This is a genomic window from Streptomyces thermocarboxydus (genome assembly GCF_024760485.1).
Classification (GTDB): domain Bacteria; phylum Actinomycetota; class Actinomycetes; order Streptomycetales; family Streptomycetaceae; genus Streptomyces; species Streptomyces cellulosae.
Genome location: NZ_CP058273.1, coordinates 1356214 through 1379287 on the forward strand (window position 1 = coordinate 1356214; position 23074 = coordinate 1379287).

Below are 23074 nucleotides of genomic sequence, written 5' to 3' on the forward strand. Positions count from 1 at the left end.
ACCCACTCGTTCCGCGGCACGAAAGCAGACCCACCGGTCAGGAGCAAGGGGTGTGCCGGGGGCGAACACCCGGCCGGGGAGGACGAGCCGCTCTCAGAACGCCGAAACCCCCGTCAACGCCCGCCCGATGACCAGCTTCTGTATCTGGCTGGTGCCTTCGTACAACGTCATCACGCGCGCGTCGCGCAGCAGCTTGCCCGCCGGGTACTCGTCGATGTAGCCGTACCCGCCGTACACCTGCAGCGCGTTGTTCGCGGCCCGTACCGCCGCCTCCGACGCGAACAGCTTCGCCTTGGACGACTCCACGGCGAACGGCTTCCCCCGGTCGATCAGATCGGCGACCCGCCAGGTGAGCAGCCGGGCCGCGTCCACGTCGACGGCGATGTCGCTGATCAGCTCCTGGACCAGCTGGTGTCCCGCGATCGGCTTGCCGAACTGCTCCCGCTCCCCCGCGTAGGCGACGGCCGCGTCCAGCGCGGCCTGGGCGATGCCGACGCAGCCCGCCGCGACCGACATCCGCCCCTTGGCCAGGGCGGACATGGCGACCGAGAAGCCTTTGCCCTCCTCGCCCAGCATCGCGGACGCGGGCACCCGTACTCCGTCCAGCACCAGTTCGGCCGTGGCCTGGCCGCGCAGACCGAGCTTGCCGTGGACCGCGCGGCGCGTCAGACCGGGGGTGTCCGTGGGCACGAGGAACGCGGAGACCCCCTTGTGCCCGGGCGCGTCCGTGGAGCGCGCGAACAGCAGCACCACGTCCGCCCACGTCCCGTTGGTGATGAACATCTTCGAGCCGTCGATGACGTACTCGTCGCCGTCCCGCACCGCCCGCGTGGCGAGGTTGCCCGCGTCGGAGCCGGTGCCGGGCTCGGTCAGGCCGAAGCAGCCGACGTACGCGCCGGAGGTCAGCCCCGGCAGCCAGGTCCGCTTCTGCTCCTCGCTCCCCCACGCGGCGATCGTCTTGGCGACCAGCCCGAGGGAGACGGAGACGATGCCGCGCACGGAGGAGTCGCCCCGCCCCAGCTCCTCGGTGACCAGGCAGTACGCGAGATGGTCGCCGCCGGAGCCGCCGTACTCCTCGTCGATCGTCAGCCCGAGGAAGCCGACCTCGCCGAGCTTCTTCACGATGCCCCGGTCGACCTCCTCGGCGCGGTCCCAGGCGGCGGCGTACGGCGTGACCTCGCGCCGCACGAAGTCCCGGGCGAGCCGACGGACCGCCTCCTGCTCGTCACTCAGCTCCAGGTCCATCCCGAGTCACCCCATGTGAATGTGAGACGCGCGTGATCGTGCGGTCGAGTAATCGTGTACGGGTAAATTAGCACTGCTAGTTTCCGACCGCAGCCCTACTATGTGCGCCATGGCCCGACCGCGCAAGCCCTTGCTCAGCACCGACCGGATCGTGGAGACGGCGCGTGCGCTGGTGGACGCGGAGGGGCTGGCGGCGGTCTCCACGCGCCGCCTCGCCGCCGAGCTGGGGGTGAGCGGACCGTCGCTCTACAACCACTTCCGCACCAAGGACGAGATCCTGGAGGCGGTGGCGGACTCGGTGAGCGCGCAGGTCGACCTGTCGATGTTCGAGGACGGCCGGGACTGGCGGACGGCGCTGCACGACTGGGCGGTGTCGTACCGCAACGCGCTGCGTGACCACCCCAACATCGTCCCGGTGCTGGCCCGCGGCCCCGGCCGGCGCCCCGCGGCGCTGCGGCTGGCCGACGCGGCCTACGGGGCGATGGTCGAGGCGGGCTGGCCGCCCGCTCAGGCCACGTCCATCGGCGCGCTGATGCGGTACTTCATCATGGGCTCGGCGCTCGGCTCGTTCGCCGGCGGCTTCGTGGACGACGCGAGCGCCTACGACCCCGCGGACTATCCGCACCTCGGCCAGGCGCATCTCCTCGCCGAACAGCAGGAGAAGATCGACGAACGCGCCTTCGAGACCGGTCTGACGGCCCTGCTGGACGGGCTCGCCTTGCAGTACGAGCAGGTACGGCAGCACGCCTGACGGCGCCTGGTGCCGCACTTGAGGCAAGGCGGACGCGCCACCCGCCGTGCCATGCGGGGCCGTACGCAGCGCCGTACGGCCCGGTGGGGGCTGCTCGCGCGGTTCCCCGCGCCCCTGGGGGCGATCCCGGCACCGCGCCCCGCACCTGAACCGACCCGGACACTTCGGTGAGCGCCGAACCGTTCCTGCCGCATGCTGGAGGGCATGACCTTCAAGGACCCCAGGGCCGGCGCGCTGGCGCGGCTGGCCTCGCTGGCCGCGGACGAGACGCGGGCCGCGTGTCTGCTCGCCCTGCTGGACGGGCGGGCCTGGACGGCGGGTGAGCTGGCGCGGCACTGCGGGGTCGCCGCGTCCACGCTGAGCGAGCACCTGGGCAAGCTGGTCGGCGGCGGGCTGCTCGCCGAGGAGCGGCAGGGGCGGCACCGGTACGTGCGCATCGCGGACGCCCGGGTCGCCCAGCTCGTGGAGGACCTCACGGCGCACATCGCCCCGGACGCCGCCGAACGGCCGCGCGGGCTGCGGCAGTCGGGCGCGGACTCCGCGATGGCGCGCGGCCGCACCTGCTACGACCATCTCGCCGGGCGGCTCGGGATCGCCGTCACCGACGCCCTCACCGCGCACGGGTTCCTGCGCCAGGACACCGGGTTCGCGCTCACCGACGCGGGGCTGGACTGGTTCGGCGCGCTCGGCGTGGACCTCGACCGGCGGGGCCGGCGTCCGCTCGCCCGCGCCTGCCTGGACTGGACGGAACGCCGCCCGCACCTGGCCGGAGCGGCGGGCGCGGCCCTGTGCCGGCACCTCCTCGACCAGGGCTGGTGCGTACGGATCGGCTCGAGCCGCGCCGTGAAGGTGACCGGCGCCGGGGAACGGGCGCTCGCCGAGCTCCTGGGCGTCGACACGGCGTCGCTGCGGTGAGGCTGTGGCTGCGGTGAGGCTTCGGGACATCCGTCCGACGGTCGGTCCAGGGCGTGCGCCTTGCATGTGCGCAGGATCTCGTCGGACAGCTCCGGCTCGACATGCCGTACCGCCCGCGCCAGCACCATCGCGCCGACCGTCCGGCTGAGCAGCAGCACCGTCCGCTCCCGCGCCTCCTCCGCGGCGGCGGACGGCGGCCGTGCCGCGCCGTGGGGGTTGCTCGCGCAGTTCCCCGCGCCCCTGAGGCGCGTATCCGCACGCGACCACGACACGCACCCCACGGGCGGCGAACGACGGCCCGTGCCGCGCCGTCGGGGTTGCTCGCGCAGTTCCCCGCGCCCCTGAGGCGCGTATCCGCACGCGACCACGACACGCACTGTCGGTCTCGCGAACGACGGGGGTTGCTCGCGCAGGTCCCCGCGCCCCTGGGGCGGCTTGTCCGTACGCGACCGGGACAGCGGCCGTCGGTGCCGCCCTCGCGCCCCTGGGGGTCAGAAGGTCACCAGGGCTCGGGCTCCCTTGCCGGCGGTCATCGTGTCGAAGGCCGCCGGGATGCCGTCCAGGGTGATGCGGTCCGTGACCAGGGCGCCCAGGTCGAAGGCGCCGGAGCGGATGTGGGCGGCGAGGACCGGGAGGTCGCGGGCGGGGTCGGAGTTGCCGTAGACGCAGCCGGCGAGGGTGCGGCCCCAGTGGAAGATCTCCAGGGCGTTGAAGGTGACCTGCTCGTGCTTGCCGCCGATGCCGACGACCGTGGTGCGTCCGCCGCGCCGGGTGGACTCCCAGGCGGTGCGGATGGTGCTCGCACGGCCGACGCACTCCACCGCCACGTCCACGCCCTGCTTCCCGGTGAGGCCGCGGATCTCGCGGGCGGTGGTGTCGGAGGCGACGACGTACTCCGTGGCGCCGGCCGCGCGGGCCAGTTCCTCCTTCTCCGGGGAGACGTCCACGGCGACGATCGTGGAGGCGCCCGCGATGCGGGCCGACTGGAGCGCGGCGAGGCCGACCCCTCCGACGCCGAAGACGGCGACGGTCTCGCCCTCGCGGACGCGGGCGGAGTGGTGGACCGCGCCGTAGCCGGTGAGGACGGCGCAGCCCAGCAGGGCGGCGTCGGCGAGGGGGACGCCGTCCGGGGCGGGCAGCACGCAGGCGCCGGGCACCACGGTCTCCTCGGCGAACGCGGCCACGTTCAGACCCGGGTGCAGGGCGGTGCCGTCGTCGGCGCGGTGGGCGTGCACGCGGGCGGCGCCGTCCAGGGCGTGCGCGCACAGCCACACCTCGCCGCGCCCGCAGGCGGGGCAGGATCCGCAGGAGGGCGCCCAGTTGAGGACGACGCCGTCGCCCGGCGCGACATGGGTGACGTCCTCGCCGACGGCGACGACGGTGCCGGCGCCCTCGTGGCCGAGGATCGCCGGGACGGGCACGCGCATGGTGCCGTCGGACAGGGACAGGTCGGAGTGGCACACCCCGGCGGCGGCGAGGCGGACGCGCACCTCGCCGGGTCCGGGGTCGGGCAGATCGACGCCGGTGATCTCCAGCGGGGCGCCGACGGCGGGCAGAACGGCGGCTCGTACGGCCATGAGGGTTTCGACTCCCCTAGAACTGGAGGGACTTGGTCTGGAGGTACTCGGTCAGGCCGTGGACGCCGAGTTCACGGCCCACGCCCGACTGCTTGTAACCGCCGAACGGGGCCAGCGGGTTGAACCGGCCGCCGTTGATGTCGACCTGGCCGGTGTCCATACGGCGGGCGAAGGCGACGGCTTCGGCCTCGTCACCGGCCCAGACGGCGCCGGCGAGGCCGTAGACGGTGCCGTTGGCGATGCGGAGGGCGTCCTCATCGTCCTCGTAGGGCAGGACGCACAGCACGGGGCCGAAGATCTCCTCCTGCGCTACGGTCATCTCCGGGGTGACGTCGGCGAGGACGGTCGGGCTGACGTACCAGCCCTGGGGGCGTGGCGCCTCGGGGCCGCCCGCGACGAGGCGGGCGCCCTCGGCGACGCCCTTCTCGATGTAGCCGCGCACGCGGTCCCGCTGGCGGGCGCTGACCAGGGGGCCGATGCGGTCGCCGTACTTGGCGGCGGCGGCCGCGGCCAGTTCGACGGCCTCGTCGTATTGGTCGCGGTGCACCAGCATGCGGGTCCAGGCGCTGCAGGTCTGGCCGGAGTTGGACATCACGTTGGCGACGCCGACGTTGACGGCGCGGGCCAGGTCGGCGCTGGGCAGAATGACGTTGGCGGACTTGCCGCCGAGTTCCAGGGCGACCCGCTTCACCATGCCGGCGGCGATCGCGCCGATCCGGCGGCCGACGGCGGTGGAGCCGGTGAAGGACAGCAGGTCGACGTCGGGGTGTTCGGCGAGCGCCTGTCCGGCCACCGGGCCGAGGCCGGTGACCAGGTTGAACACGCCCGCCGGTACGCCCGCCTCGTGCACGCACTCGGCGAAGATCCGGGCGACCAGCGGGGTGTTCTCGGCGGGCTTCACCACGATCGTGCAGCCGGCGGCGAGGGCGGGGGCGGCCTTGGCGACGATCTGGTGCAGCGGATAGTTCCACGGGGTGATCGCGCCGACCACGCCGACCGGTTCGTGGAACACGGTCGAGTTGCCGGTCTTCTCCTCGAACTCGTACGTCGACGCCAGCTCGGCGTACGAGCCGGCGACCGCGACGGGCACGCCGGCGTGAACCGTCTGGGAGAGCCTCTCGGGCGCGCCGAGTTCGGCGGTGACCGTCGCGGCGATCTCGTCCCGGCGGGCGTGCAACTGGTCGCGCAGCGCGGCGAGGCGGGCCGCGCGCTCGGCGGGCGGGGTGGCCGCCCAGGCGGGGAGGGCGGCGCGGGCGGCGCGCACGGCGGCGTCGACGTCCTCCACGGTGCCCGCGGGGACGGTGGCGATCACCTGCTCGTCCGCCGGGCCGACGACCTCGATCACGTCCCGCCCGGCGGCGGGGCGCCAGGCGCCGTCGATGTACATGCCGTCGTAAGCCTTCATCGCGGTTCCTCCGGAGCGGGGGCGTCCTGTCCGGCTCCTAAACTAGCGATGTTAGTTTTTCCGCGCCAGGGGTTCGGCCGCGTGCCGCCGCTCACTCCTCCAGGTCGGGCAGCCGTTCCGGGCTGGGGCAGATCCGCCGGCCGTGCTGGTCGAAGACGAAGAGGTGGGCGAGGTCGACCAGGAGCGGCACCTGCATGCCGTGCCGGAGGCGGATGTCGGGCGTGGTGCGGACGATGAGGTCACCGGGGAGCCGGGGTTCGGCGGAGGCGGAGGCGGACGACACGGCGGTGAGGTCCGGCCGGCCGGGGCCGTCCAGCGTGGCCACGGCGCCCGCGCGCTCGGGGGCCGTACGCTCGGCGCCCGCGCGGAGCGCCGGCGCGTTCCCGGAGGCGTTCCAGCACCGTGCCGCCCTCGCGGCGGCGGCGCCGGACGCCCGGGCGGGCGGGGGCCGGGCGGGGGGCCTCCAGCTCGGGGACGACAGCGGGGCGGGAGCCGGTGTTGAAGTGCACCAGCACCTCGTGACCCTGGAACTCCAGGTGTTCCACCAGACCGGTGAGGGGCATCTCGCCGGGGCGCGCGGCGGACGGCTTGGCGATCCGCACGGCCTCGGAGCGCAGGCCCACGATGACCTCGCGGCCCTGCTGCACCCGGAGCAACTGGTGGTCCAGGGACAGCGGTTCGGGCAGCCGCAGGAACTGCTTGCCGAGGCTGATGGTCATCGCGCCGTCCAGCGGGGCGCGGACCAGGCCGCGCAGCAGGTTGATGCGCGGGGTGCCGATGAACGCGGCGACGAAGACGTTCTCGGGGAGGGAGTACACCGCGCGGGGCGTGCCGACCTGTTGGAGGACGCCGCCGCGCAGCACGGCGACCCGGTCGCCGAGCGACATGGCCTCCGACTGGTCGTGGGTGACGTAGACGGTGGTGACGCCCAGCTTCCGGGTGAGCTGGGAGATCTCTGCGCGCACATGGTTGCGGAGCTTGGCGTCGAGGTTGGACAGCGGCTCGTCCATCAGAAAGGCGGAGGGGTGGCGGGCGATGGCCCGGCCCATCGCGACGCGCTGGCGTTCACCGCCGGAGAGCTGGGCGGGGAACCGGTCGAGAAGGTCCTCGATGCCCAGCATCCGGGCGGTGGCGTCCACCTTGGGCGACGGGTCGTCACCGGGGGCCTCGATGCGGAGCGGGAAGCCGATGTTGTCCCGGCTGGTCATGCTCGGATACAGGGCGAAGTTCTGGAACACCATCGCCATGTCCCGCTCGGACGGCGGGAGTTCGTTGGCGTACTCGCCGTCGAGGAACAGGCTGCCCTCGTCGATCTCCTCCAGCCCGGCGATCATCCGCAGCACGGTGGACTTGCCGCAGCCCGACGGGCCGAGCAGGACGAGGAACTCGCCGGGGGTGATGGCCAGCGACAGCCGGTCGACCACGCGAGCACCTCGCGTGTAGGACTTGCTCACGTCGTGCAGGGTGATGGCGCGTGTCATGAAAGTGCCCCCGGGGGCTCATCAGGGCGCTGCGGCTCCGCGGTCGGACGCCTCGTGCGGGTCGTACGGGGCGTGTGAGTCACGGAAGCTAACGGAAAGTAGGCGGCCGGGGAAGACAACGGACGCGATCGGGGGCGTTCCGTCCGCCTGGTGAGAAACCGGAAGGAAGTATTCGGCGCGGGGGCTCGTGCGGGGGCCCTCCAGGGCCCGCGGCCCGGTCCTCAGTCCGACCCGCCGTCGTCGGAGTCCGAGCCGCTTCGCGTGCCCGAGCGGCCGGGGCGGAGAAGGGTGCTCGCCAGGTGGCCGGCGGCAACGGTCGCCTTCGCCACCGCGTGGGTCCAGCGGGGGCCGCCGCGTGCGGCCCAGAGGACGCAGGCGTAGCCGGCGAGGACGAGAAGCAGGACGGCGATCAGGACGGTCAGGATCATGCGGGCCCCCTCGGACGTGCGGACCGTTACGGGCCCGGCTGAGACGGGGGTCATCCTGCCAGGCTCACCGCGGCTTACGGGCCTCGCACCGGGGCTTCCCGTACGGGGCGGGCGCGTCCTCCGCGACCCCCTCCGGCGCCGGCCCCGCCGGTGTCCGTACCGCCACCCCCGCCGACGCCAGCAGCAACGCGCCCAGCGCCACGAACGGGGCCGCCACGCCCGCCACTCCGGCGATCAGGCCCGCCGTCGCGGGGGCCGCGACCTGGCCCAGACGGTTGCCGGTCAGGCGGAGGGCCAGGGCGGTGGAGCGGGCGGCGGCGGGGGCGGCCTGGACGACCGTCGTCATGGAGAGCGGCTGGCCCACGCCCAGGCAGAAGCCGAGGGCGGCGAGGACGAGTGCCAGGACCGGCACCGGCAGCGGCAGCGCGACCGCCGCGCACAGCAGTGCTCCCAGCAGGCACGTCACCGTGAGCAGGGCCCTGCGGCCGAGGAGTCGCAGCAAGGGCGTGAGGACCAGCCGGCAGGCGATCGTCGCCGCCGCGCGCAGGCTGAGCAGCAGGCCGACGACGGCCGGGTCGATCCCCCGGTGCTCGCCGACCACCGGCAGGTACGCGGTGAGGATGTCGGTCGTCGACAGCACCGCCACGCTGATCAGCATCCCCGCCGGCACGCCCCGCGCCCGCAGGATGCCCCGTACCGGCACCCGGTCGCCGCGCGCCGTACGGGGCTTCACGGCCCCCGGTTTCTCGATACGCCACAGCGAGGTGAGCGCGACCGCCCCGCCCGCGCCCGCCGCGAGCAGCGCGACCGCACTGGTGCGGGCCATGTCCGCGCCGATCAGCGCGCCCGCCGCGATCGGTCCGGCGAGCTGCCCCAGCGAGGCGCCGATGGTGAAGTGCCCGAAGTTGCGGTCCTGTTCGTGGGGCGCGGACTGGCGGGCGACGAGCGACTGCGCGCCGATCACGAAGCACAGGTGCCCGAGGCCCATCACCCCGCTCCACAGCGCCATGGTCCACAGCGACCCGGCCACGCCGCTGAGCGCGCAGCCCGCCGAGATCAGCACCACGCCCGTCGGCAGCAGCGGGGCGCAGCGGCCGTGGTCGGTGCGCCGGCCGAGCGGCACGGCGGCGAACAGCGGCAGCAGCGCGTAGACGCCGGCGATGACGCCGACCGCCCGCTCGTCGGCGCCGAGGGCCAGCGCCCGGTAGGAGACGGCGGGCCGGGCCATCGACACCGCTGCCTGCGCGAAGCCGAAGGCGATGACGAGCCGGAGCAGCCAGCCGCGGTTCCCGCCGGGCGTCATGACGTTGTTCCTTTCGCAGTCGCAGGGGTCGCGCGGTCAGATCGTGCCGAACAGCATTCCGGCCGCGAGGATCAACAGGCAGGTCAGCGCCGCCCACTTGACCACGAACCGCGTGTGGTCGCCGAATTCGACCCGGGCCATGCCGACGAGGACGTACACCGCCGGAACCAGCGGGCTCGACATGTGCAGCGGCTGGCCCACGAGGGAGGCGCGGGCCATCTCCAGCGGGGTGACTCCGTGCGCCGCCCCGGCCTCGGCGAGCACGGGGAGGACGCCGAAGTAGAAGCCGTCGTTGGACATGAAGTAGGTGAGCGGCAGGCTCAGCACACCGGTGACGAGCGCCATGTGCGGGCCGAGGCCCTCCGGGACGGTGTCGACCAGCCAACCCGCCATGCTGTCGACCATGCCGGTGCCCTGGAGAACGCCGGTGAAGACGGCGGCGGCGAAGACCATGCCGGAGACGTTCAGGACGTTGTCGGCGTGGGCCGCGATACGGGCCTTCTGGTCGGGCAGGCGGGGGTAGTTCACGGAGAGGGCCAGCGCGGCGCCGAGCAGGAACAGCACCGGGATGGGCAGCAGTTCCAGGATCATCGCCGTGATCAGCGTGCCGGTGAGCAGCGCGTTGAACCAGTACAGGCGTGGCCGCAGGGTGGGCCGGTTCGGGTCGAGGCCCTTGAGGAGGTCCCCGTCGTCGTCACGGTCGTTTTCGTCACCGTCGTTTTCGTCACCGTCCACGGCGTCCGTGCCCCCGGCGCCCCCGACGGGCCGCTTCTCGGGACGCCCGCCGCCGGCACCCGCACCCGCACCGACCAGCACCGCTTCCTTCGTCTCCACCGACTCTTCGTCCGCGAGCCGCAGCGCCCCCAGCCGCCTCCGCTCCCGCAGCCCCAGCACATACGCGAGCCCGAGCACACCCAGCAGGCCGACCAGCAGCGCGGGGATCATCGGGACGAAGATGTCCGCGGCGTCGAGCTTCAGCGCGGTGGCCGCGCGGGCCGTGGGGCCGCCCCAGGGGACGGTGTTCATGACGCCGTTGGCCATGGCGGCGACGCCGGTCATCACGACCAGGCTCATGCCCAGCCGCTTGTACAGCGGGTACATCGCCGAGACGGTGATCATGAAGGTGGTGGAGCCGTCGCCGTCCAGCGACACGATCGCGGCGAGCACGGCGGTGCCCACGACGACCCGCATCGGGTCGGCCTTGCAGAAGCGGAGGATTCCGCGCACGACCGGGTCGAAGAGCCCGACGTCGATCATGACGCCGAAGTAGACGATCGCGAACATCAGCATCGCCGCCGTGGGGGCGAGGCTGGACACTCCGTCGATGACGTAGTCGCCGAGGTGGGCGCCCTTGCCGACGGCCACACAGAACAGCGCGGGAATCAGCACGAGCGCCGCGATCGGCGACATCTTCTTCGTCATGATCAGGACCAGGAAGGTCGCGATCATGGCGAAGCCGAGGATGGTCAGCATGAATGGGACACCTAACGTTCGCCCTTGAACATCCGGCGCGGGGCCGGCGGTGTGACGACGTTAGGTACGTCCGGACGGCGTCAACAAGACGTCAGACCGTGAGCAATAAGCGCAAAACCCCAGGTCAGACGTTTGCTCAGGTCAGCGCCGTGACCGATTCCAGCTCCTCGGCGTGCTCCGGGGCCACCTCGACGGGCACGCCGTTGAGCACCGCGTTGCCGGACAGCGGGTCGAGCAGACTGCCGTCGAGGAGCTGGTTGACGTTGACGCCGGGGTTGGCGGAGGCGTGCCGGGTGCGGGTGCCGGGCCGGTCGTGGCCCCAGCCGTGCGGCAGGCTCACCACCCCGCGGCGCACGGCGTCGGTGACCTCGGCGGGGACGGTCACCTCTCCCCCGGCGCCCTTGATCCGCACAGGCTGCCCGTCCCGTACGCCGAGGCGTTCGGCGTCGTCGGGGTGGAGGTGCAGGGTGCAGCGGTTGGAGCCGCCGGTGAGGGCGGGGACGTTGTGCAGCCAGCTGTTGTTGGAGCGCAGATGGCGGCGGCCGACGAGGACGAGTCCGTCGGGGCGTTCGCGCAGGGCGGCCCGCAGCCGGGGCAGGTCGGCGGCGATCGGGGCGGGCAGCAGCTCCACCTTGCCGCTGCGGGTCTTCAGCGGCTGGGGCAGGCGGGGGAGCAGCGGGCCGAGGTCGATGCCGTGCGGGTGGGCGAGGAGCTTCTCCAGGGTGAGCCCGTCGGGGTCGGCGCCGAAGCCGTCGCCGTAGGGGCCGAGGCGGAGCATCATGTCGAGGCGCTTCTCGGGGCCGTTGTCGCCGGTGAGCAGGCCGGCGAGTTCCTTCGGGTCGCGGCCGTGCACCGGGGAGTGCGGTTCGGTGACGGCCTTGCCGAGGGTCTGCCGGACGACCAGGTCGTCCACGGCGGACGGGTCGGCGCCGTGCATGCCGGTGGCGGCGAGGACGAGCCGGGCGAGGATCTCGGTCTCGGCGATGCGGCCGGGTTCGAGGGGCACGGCGGGGCGGGTGTAGCGGACCTGGTTGCGCACGGCGAGGGTGTTGAAGGCGAAGTCGTGGTGCGGGCTCTGCGACGGCGGGGGCGGCGGCAGGACGACGTGCGCGTGCCGGGAGGTCTCGTTGAGGTACGGGTCGACGCTCACCATGAAGTCGAGGGAGGCGAGCGCCTTGTCCAGCCGGTCGCCGTCGGGCGCGGAGAGCACCGGGTTGGCGCCCACCGCGACGACGGCGCGGACCGGGGCGCCTTCCTCGGTGGGGGTGTCGATCTCCTCGGCGAGGGCGGACAGCGGCAGTTCGCCCTTCGCCTCGGGGTGGCGGCCGACGCGCGAGTGCCAGCGGCCCAGGGCGAAGCCGCGGCCGGGTCCGGCGGGGCGCGGTGTCTTGTCGGTGGCGGCCTGCGGGAAGAGCGCGCCGCCCGGCCGGTCGAGGTTGCCGGTGAGGGCGTTGAGGACGTCGACGAGCCAGCTGGCGAGGGTGCCGTGCGGGACGGTGCAGCTGCCGATACGGGCGTAGACGGCGGCGGTGGGCGCGGCGGCGAGTTCGCGGGCCAGGGTGCGGATGACGTCGGCGTCGACGTCGCAGGCGTCCGCGACGGCCTCGGGGGTGAAGCCGGCGAGGGCGTCGGAGAGTTCGGCGACGCCCTCGATGTGCGGGGCGGCGGCGCCGAGGTCGACGAGGTCCTCGTCGAGGAGGGTGCGGGCGATCGCGGCGAGCAGCAGCGCGTCGGTGCCGGGGCGGACGGCGAGGTGCCGGTCGGCGAGGCGGGCGGTGCGGGTGCGGCGCGGGTCGACGACGGTGAGGGTGCCGCCGCGTGCCTTGAGCGCCTTGAGCCGGCCGGGGAAGTCGGGCGCGGTGCACAGACTGCCGTTGGACTCGAGCGGGTTGGCGCCGATGAGCAGCAGATGGTCGGTGCGGTCCAGGTCGGGCACGGGGATGAGGTTGGCGTCGCCGTAGAGGAGCCCGCTGGAGACGTGCTTGGGCATCTGGTCGACGGTGGACGCGGTGAAGAGGCTGTGGGTGCCGAGCCCGCCGACGAGCAGGGGCGGGTAGAGGGCGCCGGCCATGGTGTGGACGTTGGGGTTGCCGAGGACGACGCCGACCGCGTGCGGGCCGTGCCGTTCGACGACGCCGCGCAGTCCGGCGGCGACGGCGTCGAAGGCCTCCTCCCAGGTGGCCTCGCGCAGTTCCCCGTCGACGCGGACGAGCGGGGTGCGCAGCCGGTCGGGGTCGGAGTCCACCTCCGGGAAGGCGGCGCCCTTGGGGCAGACGAAGCCCTTGCTGAACACGTCGTCGCGGTCGCCGCGGGCGCCGGTGACCTTGCCGTCGTCGACGGTGAGGACCAGGCCGCAGGTGGCCTCGCACAGGGGGCAGATACGCAGGGCGGTGCGGGACACGGGTCCTCCCGGTACGGCGGCGGTGACGCACGGACGGGCCGAGCATACCGACCGGTAGGCATGGAGGGGAGGGCGTGCGGGAAACCGGGCGGGAACCGGGGGGGTTCAGTCCAGGACGCGGGCCAGATACGCCCTCAGCAGCGCGCGCAGTTCGGCGATGACCTTCTCGTCGCCCTCGGGCGCCACCCGGAACGCCAGGTCGACCAGGGCGTCGGCGGTCTCCACGGCGACCAGGAAGGTGCGGCGCAGGTCGTCGTCGGCCGGGCGGCCGAGGTAACCGGAGAGCATCGCCGTGAGCCGGTCGGCGACCCGGTGGTTGGGCTCGGCGCGGCGCGCGCCGACGGGGATCTGGTTGCCGAAGTCGACGAGGGAGAAGCCGGGGGCGGTGCGCTTCATGTCCAGGTACGTGTCGAGCACGACGTCCATGGCGTGCCGCCAGCCGCGGTCGCCGGCGGCGGTCAGCCGGTCGGTGACGCGGTCGGTGAAGCGCTCCAGGTTGCGCTCGGCGAGCGCGTCGGCCATCTGGCGTTTGTTGGAGAAGAAGCGGTAGACGGAGCCGATGGGCACCCCGGCGCGCTCGGCGACGGCGCGGGTGGACAGGTCGTCGTAGCCGACCTCGTCGAGGAGGCCGGCGCAGGCGTCGAGGATCCTGGCCAGCCGTTCGGCGCTGCGCCGCTGCACCGGCGCCCGGCGGAGCGATGGCGTGTGGGACACGGCCCTCATCATGCCTGCCCGGGCCCGCCGGGTGAACCGGGCCCCTCGGCGAGCGGCGCCACGCTCGGCTCGGCGGTCGGCTCCTGCCCGGAGACGGTGATGTCGGCGGTGCTCTCCACGGGCTCGCCGTCGACGGCCCACACGGACCCGTCGTCGGCGTACAGCCGCGCGGTGACCTGGTGGGTGCCGCGCGGGAAGGCGCCGGGGGCGAGGTGGTACTCGGGGGTGCGCAGCACAGTGACGCGGCGGCCGTTCACCTCCAGGTGCGCCAGGCCCCGGCCGGCCTCGGCGCGGCGGCCGGTGCCGTCGGGCGAGAAGCGGAAGTTGCGCACCCGCAGCCGTACGTCCCAGCCGCCGTCGGCGTCGGGGGCGACCTCCACGGTGACCTGGGGCGCGCCCTCCTCGCCGACCTCCCGGTAGGGGCTGCCGTCCTCGGCGCGCTCGTCGAGGAGCCGGCCCACGGGTGAGGACGACACCTCGTCCGCGCCCTGGCCGCCCGCGGAGTCGCAGCCCGTGGATCCGGCCAGCACGACGACACAGACCGCGAGTGCAGGGATGACCGTCGTCCGCCTCCTCGTCATGCCGAGGAGCGTAGAACAGGGGTCCGAACGCGCGAATCCCCCTGGAGTCTGGTTCCTGGTCCTCCGTGAAGGGGAGGGGAGGTCCGGCCCCGGAAGGAGACCGCGCGGCACCCTTGCGCCCCGGTAACCGCAATCCTACGGTGTCCCATAGGAATCGGCTCGGTGCAAGGGAGCAGCGGACATGAGCGACGGGGCCACCGCCCGCGGGAGCGCGACGGAGCGCGAGGAGGCGCGCAAGATCGCCGAGGGGCTGGAGCACCTCTCCGGCTTCGGCAACGAGCACAGCTCGGAGGCGGTCCCGGGGGCTCTGCCCGTGGGCCGCAACTCCCCGCAGCGCGCGCCGCTCGGGCTGTACGCGGAGCAGCTGAGCGGGTCGGCCTTCACCGAGCCGCGCGCCCACAACCGCCGCTCGTGGCTGTACCGGATCCGCCCGTCGGCCGCACACCCGGCGTTCACCCGCACCGGCAACGGCGCGCTGCGCTCGGCGCCCTTCACCCAGACCGTGCCGGACCCCAACCGGCTGCGCTGGAATCCGCTGCCGGAGCCGGCCGAGGACACCGACTTCCTGGCCGGCCTGTGGACCCTGGGCGGCAACGGCGACGTGACCCAGCGCAGCGGCATGGCGGTGCACCTGTACCACGCCAACGCCTCGATGCGGCGGCTGTTCAGCAGCGCCGACGGTGAACTGCTGATCGTGCCTGAGCGCGGCGGACTGCTGCTGCGCACGGAGTTCGGCCTGCTGCATGTGGAGCCGGGACACATCGCGCTGATCCCGCGTGGGGTGCGGTTCCGTGTGGAGCTGCTGGACGAGACGGCCCGCGGTTATGTGTGCGAGAACTATGGTGCGCCGTTCCGGCTGCCCGACCTCGGTCCGATCGGGGCCAACGGGCTCGCGAACGCCCGGGACTTCCGCGCCCCGGTCGCCGCGTACGAGGACGTCGAGGGTCCGGTGGAGGTGGTGAACAAGTTCTGCGGCAACCTGTGGTCGGCCACCTACGACCACTCCCCGCTGGATGTCGTCGCCTGGCACGGCAACCATGTGCCGTACGCCTACGACCTGCGCCGCTTCAATGTGATGGGCACCATCTCGTACGACCACCCGGACCCGTCGATCTTCACCGTGCTGACCTCCCCGAGCGACACCCCGGGTCTCGCGGGCGTGGACTTCGTGGTGTTCGCGCCGCGCTGGCTGGTCGGCGAGGACACGTTCCGGCCGCCGTACTTCCACCGGAACGTGATGAGCGAGTACATGGGCCTGATCGAGGGCGCGTACGACGCGAAGACGGCCGGGGAGGGGGGCTTCGTGCCGGGCGGCGGCTCGCTGCACAACATGATGTCGGCGCACGGCCCGGACCGGGAGACGTTCGACCGGGCGAGCGCGGCGGAGCTGAGGCCGCAGAAGATCGACGACGGGCTTGCCTTCATGTTCGAGACCCGCTGGCCGGTGTCCCTCACCCCCCAGGCGGCACGCGCGGAGCACCTGCAACAGGGCTACGACGACGTGTGGCAGGGCCTCGAGCGTCACTTCCGGCCATTGCACTGACCGTTCTCCGACCGGTACGGATAGCGCGTGACCTCCTTCGCTCCGGACTCGATCGTCCTCAACCGCAAGCTGCCGCTCTGGTATCAGGTGTCGCAGTCGCTGCGCGCCTCGATCCTCGGCCGCTCGCCCCACGACCCGCTGCGCCTGCCCACCGAGGAGCAGTTGGCCGGGCACTACGGGGTGAGCGTGCTGACCATGCGGCAGGCGCTGAAGGAGCTGGAGGACGAGGGGCTGATCACCCGGCACCGACGGCGGGGCACGTTCATCGAGCCGGACGCCAGGCGGGGCGCGCCGGTGCGGCTGCTGGGCTCGGTCGACGCGATCGTGGCCCAGCAGTCCGGCATGGCGACGGAGCTGCTGGAGCACGGCCCGGCGCCGGTGCCGTCCGAACTCGCCGAGTATTTCCCAGATCTGGCGGAGACGTCCGCCTACCACCGGCTGCGCAGCGACGAGAAGACGGGCGAGCCGACCAACCATGCCCGCAACTACGTCCGTCCGGAGCTGGCCGGCCTGATCGATCCGCAGGATCTGGTGCGATGGCCGATGACGAAAGTGCTGCGGGATGTGGTGGGCGCGGACATCAGCCGCATCACGGACACCGTGGAGGCGCGGCTCGCGGACCCGGAGACGGCGCGGCTGCTCCGGGTCCCGCTGCTCAGCCCGATCCTGCACTACACGGGCGTCACCTACGACTCCGCGGGAAAGGCGCTGGACGTGGCCGTCATCCACTACCGCGGGGACCGTTTCTCCTTCACGGTGACCCTGGACGCCACCTGATCCGCGCCCGCCGTCAGGTCGTACGATGCCCAGCGTGACGCACGACGACGCTCCGCTGCTGGCGGACCTCATGCCGTGGTCCGTCGCACCGCCGCGGCTCGGCCGGGGGTGGCCGGCGGCCCCCGACGCGGCGTCCCTGAAGGCCCGTTGGGATGTCCTGGTGAAGGCCGAGGGCCGGGACCGCGAGGCCCTCTTCCAGCCCACCCGGTCCCGTACGCCGCACACGGCGGTCGGGCAGCTCCCCGGGCAGGACGGCGGCACGGAGCGGCTGGCCCGCGCCTCGGGGCCGTGCCCGGAGCCGGTGCGGGTGCTGCGCGGGCCGTTCGACGAGCAGTGGCTGATCCCCGACCGGCGGCTGATCGACGCGCCCCGGCCCGAGTTGTGGCGGGTGGCGGACGAGCACCAGATCTTCGCCGTGGAGACGTCCGGCGAAGTGCCGCCGCTGCTGGCGACCTCCCTCTTCCCGGTCCTGCGCACGGGCCGGATCCGCCCCCTGTACCGCCGGCCGGGCGCCGCCGAGCCCAATGTGGCCCCGGGTCTGACGGACCACCTCGCCGCCCTGCTGGGGGTGGAGGTCTCCCCCGTCGACGTCCTCGCCTGGGCGACGGCCGTGGCGCGTCCCGCGCCGGACGGGCCCGCCGTGCCGCTCACCGGCGACCCCGATGCCTGGCAGCGGGGTGTGGCGCTGGGCCGCCGCATGCTGTGGCTGATGCGCCGGGACGGGGAACGCCCCAAACTCCCCGGCGGCCGCCGCCCGTACGTCCGCGCCCCGCTGCCGTCCCGCCCGGCCGCGATGGCCTACGACCGCGACGAGGAGGCACTGCTGCTGGGGGAAGGCCGTATCTCCCCGGTGCCGGCTGAGGCATGGGAGTTCGAGTCGGGCGGGGTGCGGGTGCTGGAGGCGTGGTTCGCGTCCCGGACGGACCCGGCCGAGCCGGGCACCCTGGAGGCGATCCGCCCCGGCGCCTGGCCGCAGACCTGGACGTCGGAGCTGCTGGAACTGGTCACGGTCCTCACCCTCCTCGCCGAAACGCGGTCGCTCCGCGAGGAACTGGTGACCGATGTCCCGTCACCGGTCACCCCGGCCGGCCTGCGCGCGGCGGGCGTCCTGCCGGTCCCGCTCTGGGCCCGGCGTCCTGCCTCGGTCCTGGACGCCCACGAGGAGGGACCGGAGGGGCAGTTGGCCCTGCTCTGAGTGGAGGGGCTCCGTCCGGCGCGGGGTGCGACGCGCGGGGGCGCCCCCGTCCGGCGCGGGGTGCGCGACGCGCGGGGGCGCCCCTGTCCGGCACGGCGTGCGACGCGGCACGGGCGACTCGGCGCCGCGTTCGGGGCCGCCCAACCCGAACCACCAGGCCAGGGCGCCGGCCCCGTGCGGAAGCGGGCCCGCACCCGCGAGTCACGCCGCCCCAAGACGGCGGGCTCGGGGCGTTCGCCCAACCCGAACCACCAGGCCAGGGCGCCGCCCCCGTGCGGAAGCCGGCCCGCACCCGCGAGTCACGCCGCCCCAAGGCCGCGGGGCCACGGGGCCGGCCACCGGGGCGCCCGGCTCACAGGGCTCACGTCTCCGGGTCGAAGCCGTCCAGCGGCGGCGGGCGGGGTGATGACGGGGATGTTCCAGTCGGCGCAGGACGTGCACCGCGGGGTGACGGACCGGTTCCGCACGTTGCCGATGAGCCGGGCGGCCGTGCCGGCGGGGCAGGCGGTCGCGGACGTGCTGGTGACGGCGGCCGGGGCGGTGCCGTTCCTGCTGGTCGGGCTCGCTGTGGGCTGGCGGGTGGAGGGCGGCGCGCTCGCGGCGGCGGGCGGCTTCGGCCTGCTGCTGCTGTTCCGGTTCGCGTGCGTGTGGGCCGGGATCTGGCTGGGGCTGCTGACGCGGAACGAGGAGGCGGCCGGGCAGTTGGGCGGGGCGACCTTCCTGCTGCCGCTGCTGTCGAGCGCGTACATCCCGACGGCGGGGCTTCCGGACGGGGTGCGCACGGCGGCGGAGTGGAATCCGGTCAGCGCGGTGGCGACGGCGCTGCGGGACCTGTTCGGCAACGCGCCGGTGCCGGAGGGCGCGGCCTGGCCGATGGCGCATCCGGTGGCGGGGTCCCTGGCCTGGTGCGCGGTTTTGCTGGCGGTGTTCGTGCCGCTGGCGGTGCGGCAGTACGCGAAGCGTGAGCGGTAGGCGAATCGAGACTCGGCAGGGGCGAGCGGGGTGGAGGTGCCCCTGCCGGGGCGCCGGGTGGGATCGGGGTCGGCGCGGTGAGGGCCGGTGCGCGGGCCGACGGGGTAGGGCCGTGTGCCGTGGGGACGACGGGCGGGCGGGCGCCGCGCCGGGACGGGTGGGACCGTCCGGCGCGGACGCTACCGGCTGCCGAACAGGGAGCGGCGCAGTCGGCGCAGTGGGGCGAAGAGCGAGACGCGGCTCGCGCGGGCCCGTGCGCCCCTGGTGCCGTGGTGCGCGCTGTCACGCGCGGTCAGCTCGCGCATGAGCGACGTGGCCTCGACCGTCTCGCGCTGCGGGACGGCCGGTCCCGCGAGGACCGAGAGGTGGCGGTCGAGGCGCGAACTGCTCGCGCTGCTGCCGCAGGTGATCGCAGGGACCCTGGCCCTGCTGCGCACTGTTATCTGTTCCATGTCACTCCCCACCCGTACGACTCCACCCGGCCCGGGCAGGGTAACCCTATCGCCCCGTACGGGCACCCGTGTATCGACGTCACAGGATTCACCTTCCCCGTAAGGGTGTTGACGAACACGCGACGATTACTCTCCGAATCCGACCGTTTTCAGGGCGAGTTGGACGATGGGCTGGCCGGTGGGTTGTGGAGAGCCGCCGTCCGGTTCGACGGTCACGGCGAGTGACGTCGACGCGGGACCGAGACCGGACGCCACCAAGGGCGTGTCGCCCTCGAAGAGCCCGAGGGAGCGGGGCCGGCCCTCCTGGTCCATGAGCCAGAGCTGACGCACCCGGCCCTCCGGAGGGTCGTCGTATCCGCTCAGAGTGACGACCGCCCCGCGGGCCGAAACGGAGGCGATCACTCCGATCGTGCGGCCGCGGGCGTCCCGGCCGCTGCTCGCACGGGCGTCCGGCGCGGCCAGAACGTGGGCGATCTCACGTGCCCGGTCGCGCTCGGCGGCGAGTTCGTCCTGCGTGCGGTTCGCCTGGACGGCGAACAGCGAGGCGACGACGAGCGCCGCGGCGGCGGTGGCCGTCGCGAACGGCACGAGCAGCGCCGCCCGGCGGCGCTCCCGCACGCGCGGCGGGGGCGCGGTTCCCCAGACGTGGGGCGGCAGTTGGGAGTCACGGGCGCGCGCGCCCCGCTGCGGGGCGGGTTCCTGGGCGGTGGTGCGCACGGCGGCCAGGACCCGGTCGCGCAGGGCGGGTGGGGCGGGCGCGGCGGTGGACCAGGCAAGACGGACGGCGTCCTCGGCGAGATCGCGTACCTCGGCGGCGCACCGGTCGCAGGACTTCAGGTGCCTCTCGAAGCGGACCCGCTCGGCGGGCTCCAGCGCGTCGAGGGCGTAGGGGGCGGCCAGCGAGTGCGGGTCGTCGCGGGAGAACAGCCGGCGGAACACGCTCATGCCGCGCCTCCCAGGCAGTCGCGCAGGCGGGTGAGCCCGTCCCGCATACGGGTCTTGACGGTGCCCAGCGGCAGTCTGAGCCGCTCGGCCACCTCACGGTAGGTGTAACCGTCGTAGTAGGCGAGGGTGACCGACTGGCGCTGGAGCGCGGTGAGGCGGTCCAGGCAGCGGCGCACCCATTCGCGTTCGAGGCCGGCCTCGACCTCCTCGGCGACCTGGTCGAAGGCGGGTCCGTGGCCGCGCCGCGCCTCCCGCTGCTCGCGCTCGCCTGCCGCGCGGGCGCTGCGCACCCGGTCGACGGCCCTGCGGTGGGCGAGGGTGAGCACCCAGGACAGGGCGCTGCCCCGGCCGGGGTCGAACCGGGCGGCGGAGCGCCACAGTTCGAGCAGCACCTCCTGGGCGACCTCCTCGGACTGGGCCGGGTCGCGCACCACGCGCCGCACCAGTCCGTAGACCGGCCCCGAGACCAGTCCGTACAGGTCCTCGAAGGCCTTCTGGTCGCCTCCGGCCACGCGGATCAGCAGCTGGTCCGCCTCCAACGCTCGTCCCCCTCTCCCGGCCCTGCCGGGCCGTCCGGTCGCACAAGGCATGCGCAGCGAGCGCGCCTCCGGACGGGAAGTACGGATCACCGGGCCGAAAACGCGGGTCGGCGCGGAGAAAAGCTGGGCGGGGACCAGCCGTTGAGGACCGGCCGGAACCCGGCCCCGGCGGGGCGGGGTGCGGGGGCGCGGGAGAATTCTTCCGCGCTTCGACCAATCCGGTGGGCGGAACGCTCCGAATCCCCGTGCGTCAAGGCAAGTCGGCACTGAGGACGGACGGCATGACTACTGACTCCAGGACCGGTTCGGGGCGCAGGAGCCTCGCGACCCTGATCTGCGGTGCGCTGGCCGCCGGGGGGCTCGCGGCCGCCGGGGCGTCCGCGCTGGAACCCGAGGCGGCCTCGGCCTCCTCCCACCGGGAGGCCCCGCTGATCTCGGGCACCCCGCAGTTCGACAACACGGACCTGTACGCGTTCGTCAGCCCCGACAAGCCGGACACGACGACGATCATCGCGAACTGGATCCCGTTCGAGGAGCCCGCCGGCGGGCCGAACTTCTTCACGTTCGCCGAGGACGCGCAGTACGACATCCACATCGACAACAACGGCGATGCGCAGGGCGAACTGCTGTTCCGCTACACCTTCAAGACGCACGTCAAGAACGAGAAGACGTTCCTCTACAACACCGGTCCGGTCACCAGCCTCGACGACCCGGACCTCAACGTCACGCAGACGTACGACATCGAGATGCTGAAGCTGAAGGACCAGCACGAGGTGTCCCGCACGAAGATCGCGGACGACGTGCCGGTGGCGCCGTCGAACGTCGGCAAGGCGTCCATGCCGCACTACGGCACGCTCCGCAAGCAGGCGGTGCACGAACTGGCGGGCGGCGTCACGACCTTCGCCGGGCAGGCCGACGACCCGTTCTTCCTGGACCTGCGCGTCTTCGACCTGCTGTACGGCGGGAACCTCTCGGAGGTCGGCAACGACACGCTCAAGGGCTACAACGTCAACTCCGTGGCGCTGCAATTGCCGACGCATCTCATCACGGAGTCCGCTGAGCAGCCGGTCGTCGGCATCTGGTCCACGACCCGGCGCAAGAACGCCGAGGGACACTTCGTACAGGTGTCGCGGCTGGGCATGCCACTGGTGAACGAGGTCGTCAACCCGGTCGGCGACAAGGATGCCTTCAACGCGTCCGCGCCGTGGGACGACGCGCAGTTCCTGAAGAACGTCACCGAGCCGGAACTGCCGAAGCTGATCGAGGCGATCTACAAGATCCCGGCGCCGAAGGAGCCGCGGAACGACCTGGTCGACGTGTTCCTCAAGGGCGTCGAGGGCCTCAACCAGCCGCCGCACGTGCGCCCCTCGGAGATGCTGCGCCTCAACACCTCGATCGCGCCGGCCGCGAAGCCGAAGCGTCTCGGCGTCCTGGACGGCGACACCGCCAGCTTCCCCAACGGACGCCGGCTGACGGACGACGTGGTGGACGCCGCGCTCCAGGTGGTCGAGGGTGAGCTGGTCGGAGCCAAGAACGACCTGGGCGACGCGGTCGACAAGAACGACAAGAAGTTCGGCGCGTCCTTCCCGTACCTGGCGAACCCGACGGAGGGCTCGCGCGGCCCGCTCGCCAAGGGCGTCGACAGCGGCAACGACGTGCGCAGCCAGCTCGGTGACGCGCTGCGGCCCGCCGGGGCGGACGGCGCCGGCGACACCACCCTGATCGCCGCGTCCGCGGGCGCGGGAGCGGGCGGACTGCTGCTGATCGGCGTGGCGCTCATGTGGTGGCGCCGCATGCGCCGTCGCGCCTACTGACCCACCCGGCGGCCGGCGCCCCCGGCCGCCCCACCGACCGGCGCGGCCCTCCCTTCCCGTCCCCCACGGCAGGGCCGCGCCCCCACCGACGAAGGAGCCCCATGTCCCCGCGCACGAACGACAGCACCCGCGGGAGCGGGCCGGAGGCGACGACGCCCGCCGAGGCGGCGGGTACGGAGGTGACACGGCCTGCCGACGCGCCGTCGGGTGCGGAGGCGATACCGCCCGCCGACGCACCGCCGGGCACGAAGACGGCACAACCCGCCGACGCACCGTCGGGTGCGGACGCGATACCGCCCGCCGACGCGCCACCGGGCACGAAGACGGCACAACCCGTCGCTGCGCCGCCGCGTGCGGAGGCGACACCACCCGCCGACGCGCCACCGGGCACGAAGACGGCACAACCCGCCGACGCACCGTCGGGTGCGGACGCGATACCGCCCGCCGACGCACCACCGGGCACGAAGACGGCACAACCCGCCGACGCGCCGCCGCGTGCGGAGGCGACACCACCCGCCGACGCACCACCGGGCACAAAGACGGCACAACCCGCCGACGCACCG

General features: G+C 73.6%; 18 protein-coding genes and 2 pseudogenes. 7 read left to right on the forward strand and 13 right to left on the reverse strand.

All coding sequences use genetic code 11. From position 1 onward, the window contains the following. Positions 1 to 93: 93 nt before the first annotated feature. Positions 94 to 1245, reverse strand: coding sequence for an acyl-CoA dehydrogenase family protein (locus AY578_RS06390; RefSeq protein WP_028961864.1), 1152 nt, complete (start codon positions 1243 to 1245; stop codon positions 94 to 96). Positions 1246 to 1354: 109 nt separating this feature from the next. On the opposite strand from AY578_RS06390, the gene AY578_RS06395 reads away from it, so the two are divergent. Both AY578_RS06395 and AY578_RS06400 read left to right on the forward strand, forming a co-directional pair. Then, complete coding sequence (locus AY578_RS06395; protein WP_019522756.1) at positions 1355 to 1996, forward strand: TetR/AcrR family transcriptional regulator; 642 nt, start codon at positions 1355 to 1357, stop codon at positions 1994 to 1996. 204 nt (positions 1997 to 2200) lie between these two features. Continuing rightward, positions 2201 to 2911, forward strand: coding sequence for an ArsR/SmtB family transcription factor (locus AY578_RS06400; protein WP_037778246.1), 711 nt, complete (start codon positions 2201 to 2203; stop codon positions 2909 to 2911). 491 nt (positions 2912 to 3402) lie between these two features. Here AY578_RS06400 and AY578_RS06405 read toward each other — a convergent pair whose 3' ends face one another. From AY578_RS06405 to AY578_RS06450, 9 genes and pseudogenes are all read right to left on the reverse strand, one after another. Beyond that, positions 3403 to 4488 carry a Zn-dependent alcohol dehydrogenase gene (locus tag AY578_RS06405; protein WP_019522758.1) on the reverse strand — a complete coding sequence of 362 codons (1086 nt, stop codon included), beginning with the start codon at positions 4486 to 4488 and terminating at the stop codon, positions 3403 to 3405. A 16-nt stretch (positions 4489 to 4504) separates the two neighbouring features. Further along, positions 4505 to 5893: an aldehyde dehydrogenase family protein gene (locus AY578_RS06410; RefSeq protein ID WP_258902160.1), complete on the reverse strand. Its 1389-nt coding sequence runs from the start codon at positions 5891 to 5893 to the stop codon at positions 4505 to 4507. 91 nt (positions 5894 to 5984) lie between these two features. Next, positions 5985 to 7374: pseudogene (locus AY578_RS06420) on the reverse strand (ABC transporter ATP-binding protein). Between the two features lie 221 nt (positions 7375 to 7595). Continuing rightward, the gene (locus AY578_RS06425; protein WP_037954744.1) at positions 7596 to 7802 is read right to left on the reverse strand and encodes a hypothetical protein; all 207 of its coding nucleotides are present in this window, start codon (positions 7800 to 7802) and stop codon (positions 7596 to 7598) included. A gap of 64 nt (positions 7803 to 7866) precedes the next feature. Then, on the reverse strand, positions 7867 to 9105 hold the full coding sequence (locus tag AY578_RS06430; RefSeq protein ID WP_028961867.1) for an MFS transporter: 1239 nt from the start codon (positions 9103 to 9105) through the stop codon (positions 7867 to 7869). A gap of 36 nt (positions 9106 to 9141) precedes the next feature. Beyond that, positions 9142 to 10578 carry a CitMHS family transporter gene (locus AY578_RS06435; protein WP_028961868.1) on the reverse strand — a complete coding sequence of 479 codons (1437 nt, stop codon included), beginning with the start codon at positions 10576 to 10578 and terminating at the stop codon, positions 9142 to 9144. A 136-nt stretch (positions 10579 to 10714) separates the two neighbouring features. Next, positions 10715 to 12979: a molybdopterin oxidoreductase family protein gene (locus AY578_RS06440; protein ID WP_258902163.1), complete on the reverse strand. Its 2265-nt coding sequence runs from the start codon at positions 12977 to 12979 to the stop codon at positions 10715 to 10717. Positions 12980 to 13084: 105 nt separating this feature from the next. After that, positions 13085 to 13702 (reverse strand): TetR/AcrR family transcriptional regulator, encoded by a 618-nt coding sequence (locus AY578_RS06445; protein ID WP_020700013.1) that lies wholly within the window; start codon positions 13700 to 13702, stop codon positions 13085 to 13087. Continuing rightward, on the reverse strand, positions 13702 to 14274 hold the full coding sequence (locus AY578_RS06450) for a hypothetical protein (RefSeq protein ID WP_168713379.1): 573 nt from the start codon (positions 14272 to 14274) through the stop codon (positions 13702 to 13704). The genes AY578_RS06445 and AY578_RS06450 overlap by 1 nt, the downstream gene beginning before the upstream one ends. Before the next feature lie 181 nt (positions 14275 to 14455). On the opposite strand from AY578_RS06450, the gene hmgA reads away from it, so the two are divergent. From hmgA to AY578_RS06470, 4 genes and pseudogenes are all read left to right on the forward strand, one after another. Then, on the forward strand, positions 14456 to 15817 hold the full coding sequence (gene hmgA / locus AY578_RS06455; RefSeq protein WP_161108369.1) for a homogentisate 1,2-dioxygenase: 1362 nt from the start codon (positions 14456 to 14458) through the stop codon (positions 15815 to 15817). Between the two features lie 27 nt (positions 15818 to 15844). Then, positions 15845 to 16594, forward strand: coding sequence for a GntR family transcriptional regulator (locus AY578_RS06460; RefSeq protein ID WP_019522768.1), 750 nt, complete (start codon positions 15845 to 15847; stop codon positions 16592 to 16594). A 25-nt stretch (positions 16595 to 16619) separates the two neighbouring features. Beyond that, a complete protein-coding gene (locus AY578_RS06465) occupies positions 16620 to 17789 on the forward strand; it encodes a type ISP restriction/modification enzyme (protein ID WP_258902164.1) in 1170 nt (389 codons plus the stop codon). A 387-nt stretch (positions 17790 to 18176) separates the two neighbouring features. After that, positions 18177 to 18761, forward strand: a pseudogene (locus AY578_RS06470) (ABC transporter permease); the annotation flags it as partial. Between the two features lie 179 nt (positions 18762 to 18940). Here AY578_RS06470 and AY578_RS06475 read toward each other — a convergent pair. The 3 genes from AY578_RS06475 to AY578_RS06485 all read right to left on the reverse strand — a co-directional run bounded on the left by AY578_RS06475 (position 18941) and on the right by AY578_RS06485 (position 20697). Further along, entirely contained in the window at positions 18941 to 19213 is a 273-nt protein-coding gene (locus AY578_RS06475; RefSeq protein ID WP_026243501.1) for a hypothetical protein, read from the reverse strand. A 126-nt stretch (positions 19214 to 19339) separates the two neighbouring features. Continuing rightward, positions 19340 to 20158 carry an anti-sigma factor gene (locus AY578_RS06480; protein WP_028961873.1) on the reverse strand — a complete coding sequence of 273 codons (819 nt, stop codon included), beginning with the start codon at positions 20156 to 20158 and terminating at the stop codon, positions 19340 to 19342. Then, positions 20155 to 20697, reverse strand: a complete 543-nt coding sequence (locus tag AY578_RS06485; RefSeq protein WP_028961874.1) for a sigma-70 family RNA polymerase sigma factor — start codon at positions 20695 to 20697, stop codon at positions 20155 to 20157. The genes AY578_RS06480 and AY578_RS06485 overlap by 4 nt, the downstream gene beginning before the upstream one ends. A 281-nt stretch (positions 20698 to 20978) precedes the next feature. Here AY578_RS06485 and AY578_RS06490 point away from each other — a divergent pair, with 281 nt between their 5' ends. Beyond that, positions 20979 to 22511, forward strand: a complete 1533-nt coding sequence (locus AY578_RS06490; RefSeq protein ID WP_258902165.1) for a DUF4331 domain-containing protein — start codon at positions 20979 to 20981, stop codon at positions 22509 to 22511. Positions 22512 to 23074 lie beyond the last annotated feature (563 nt).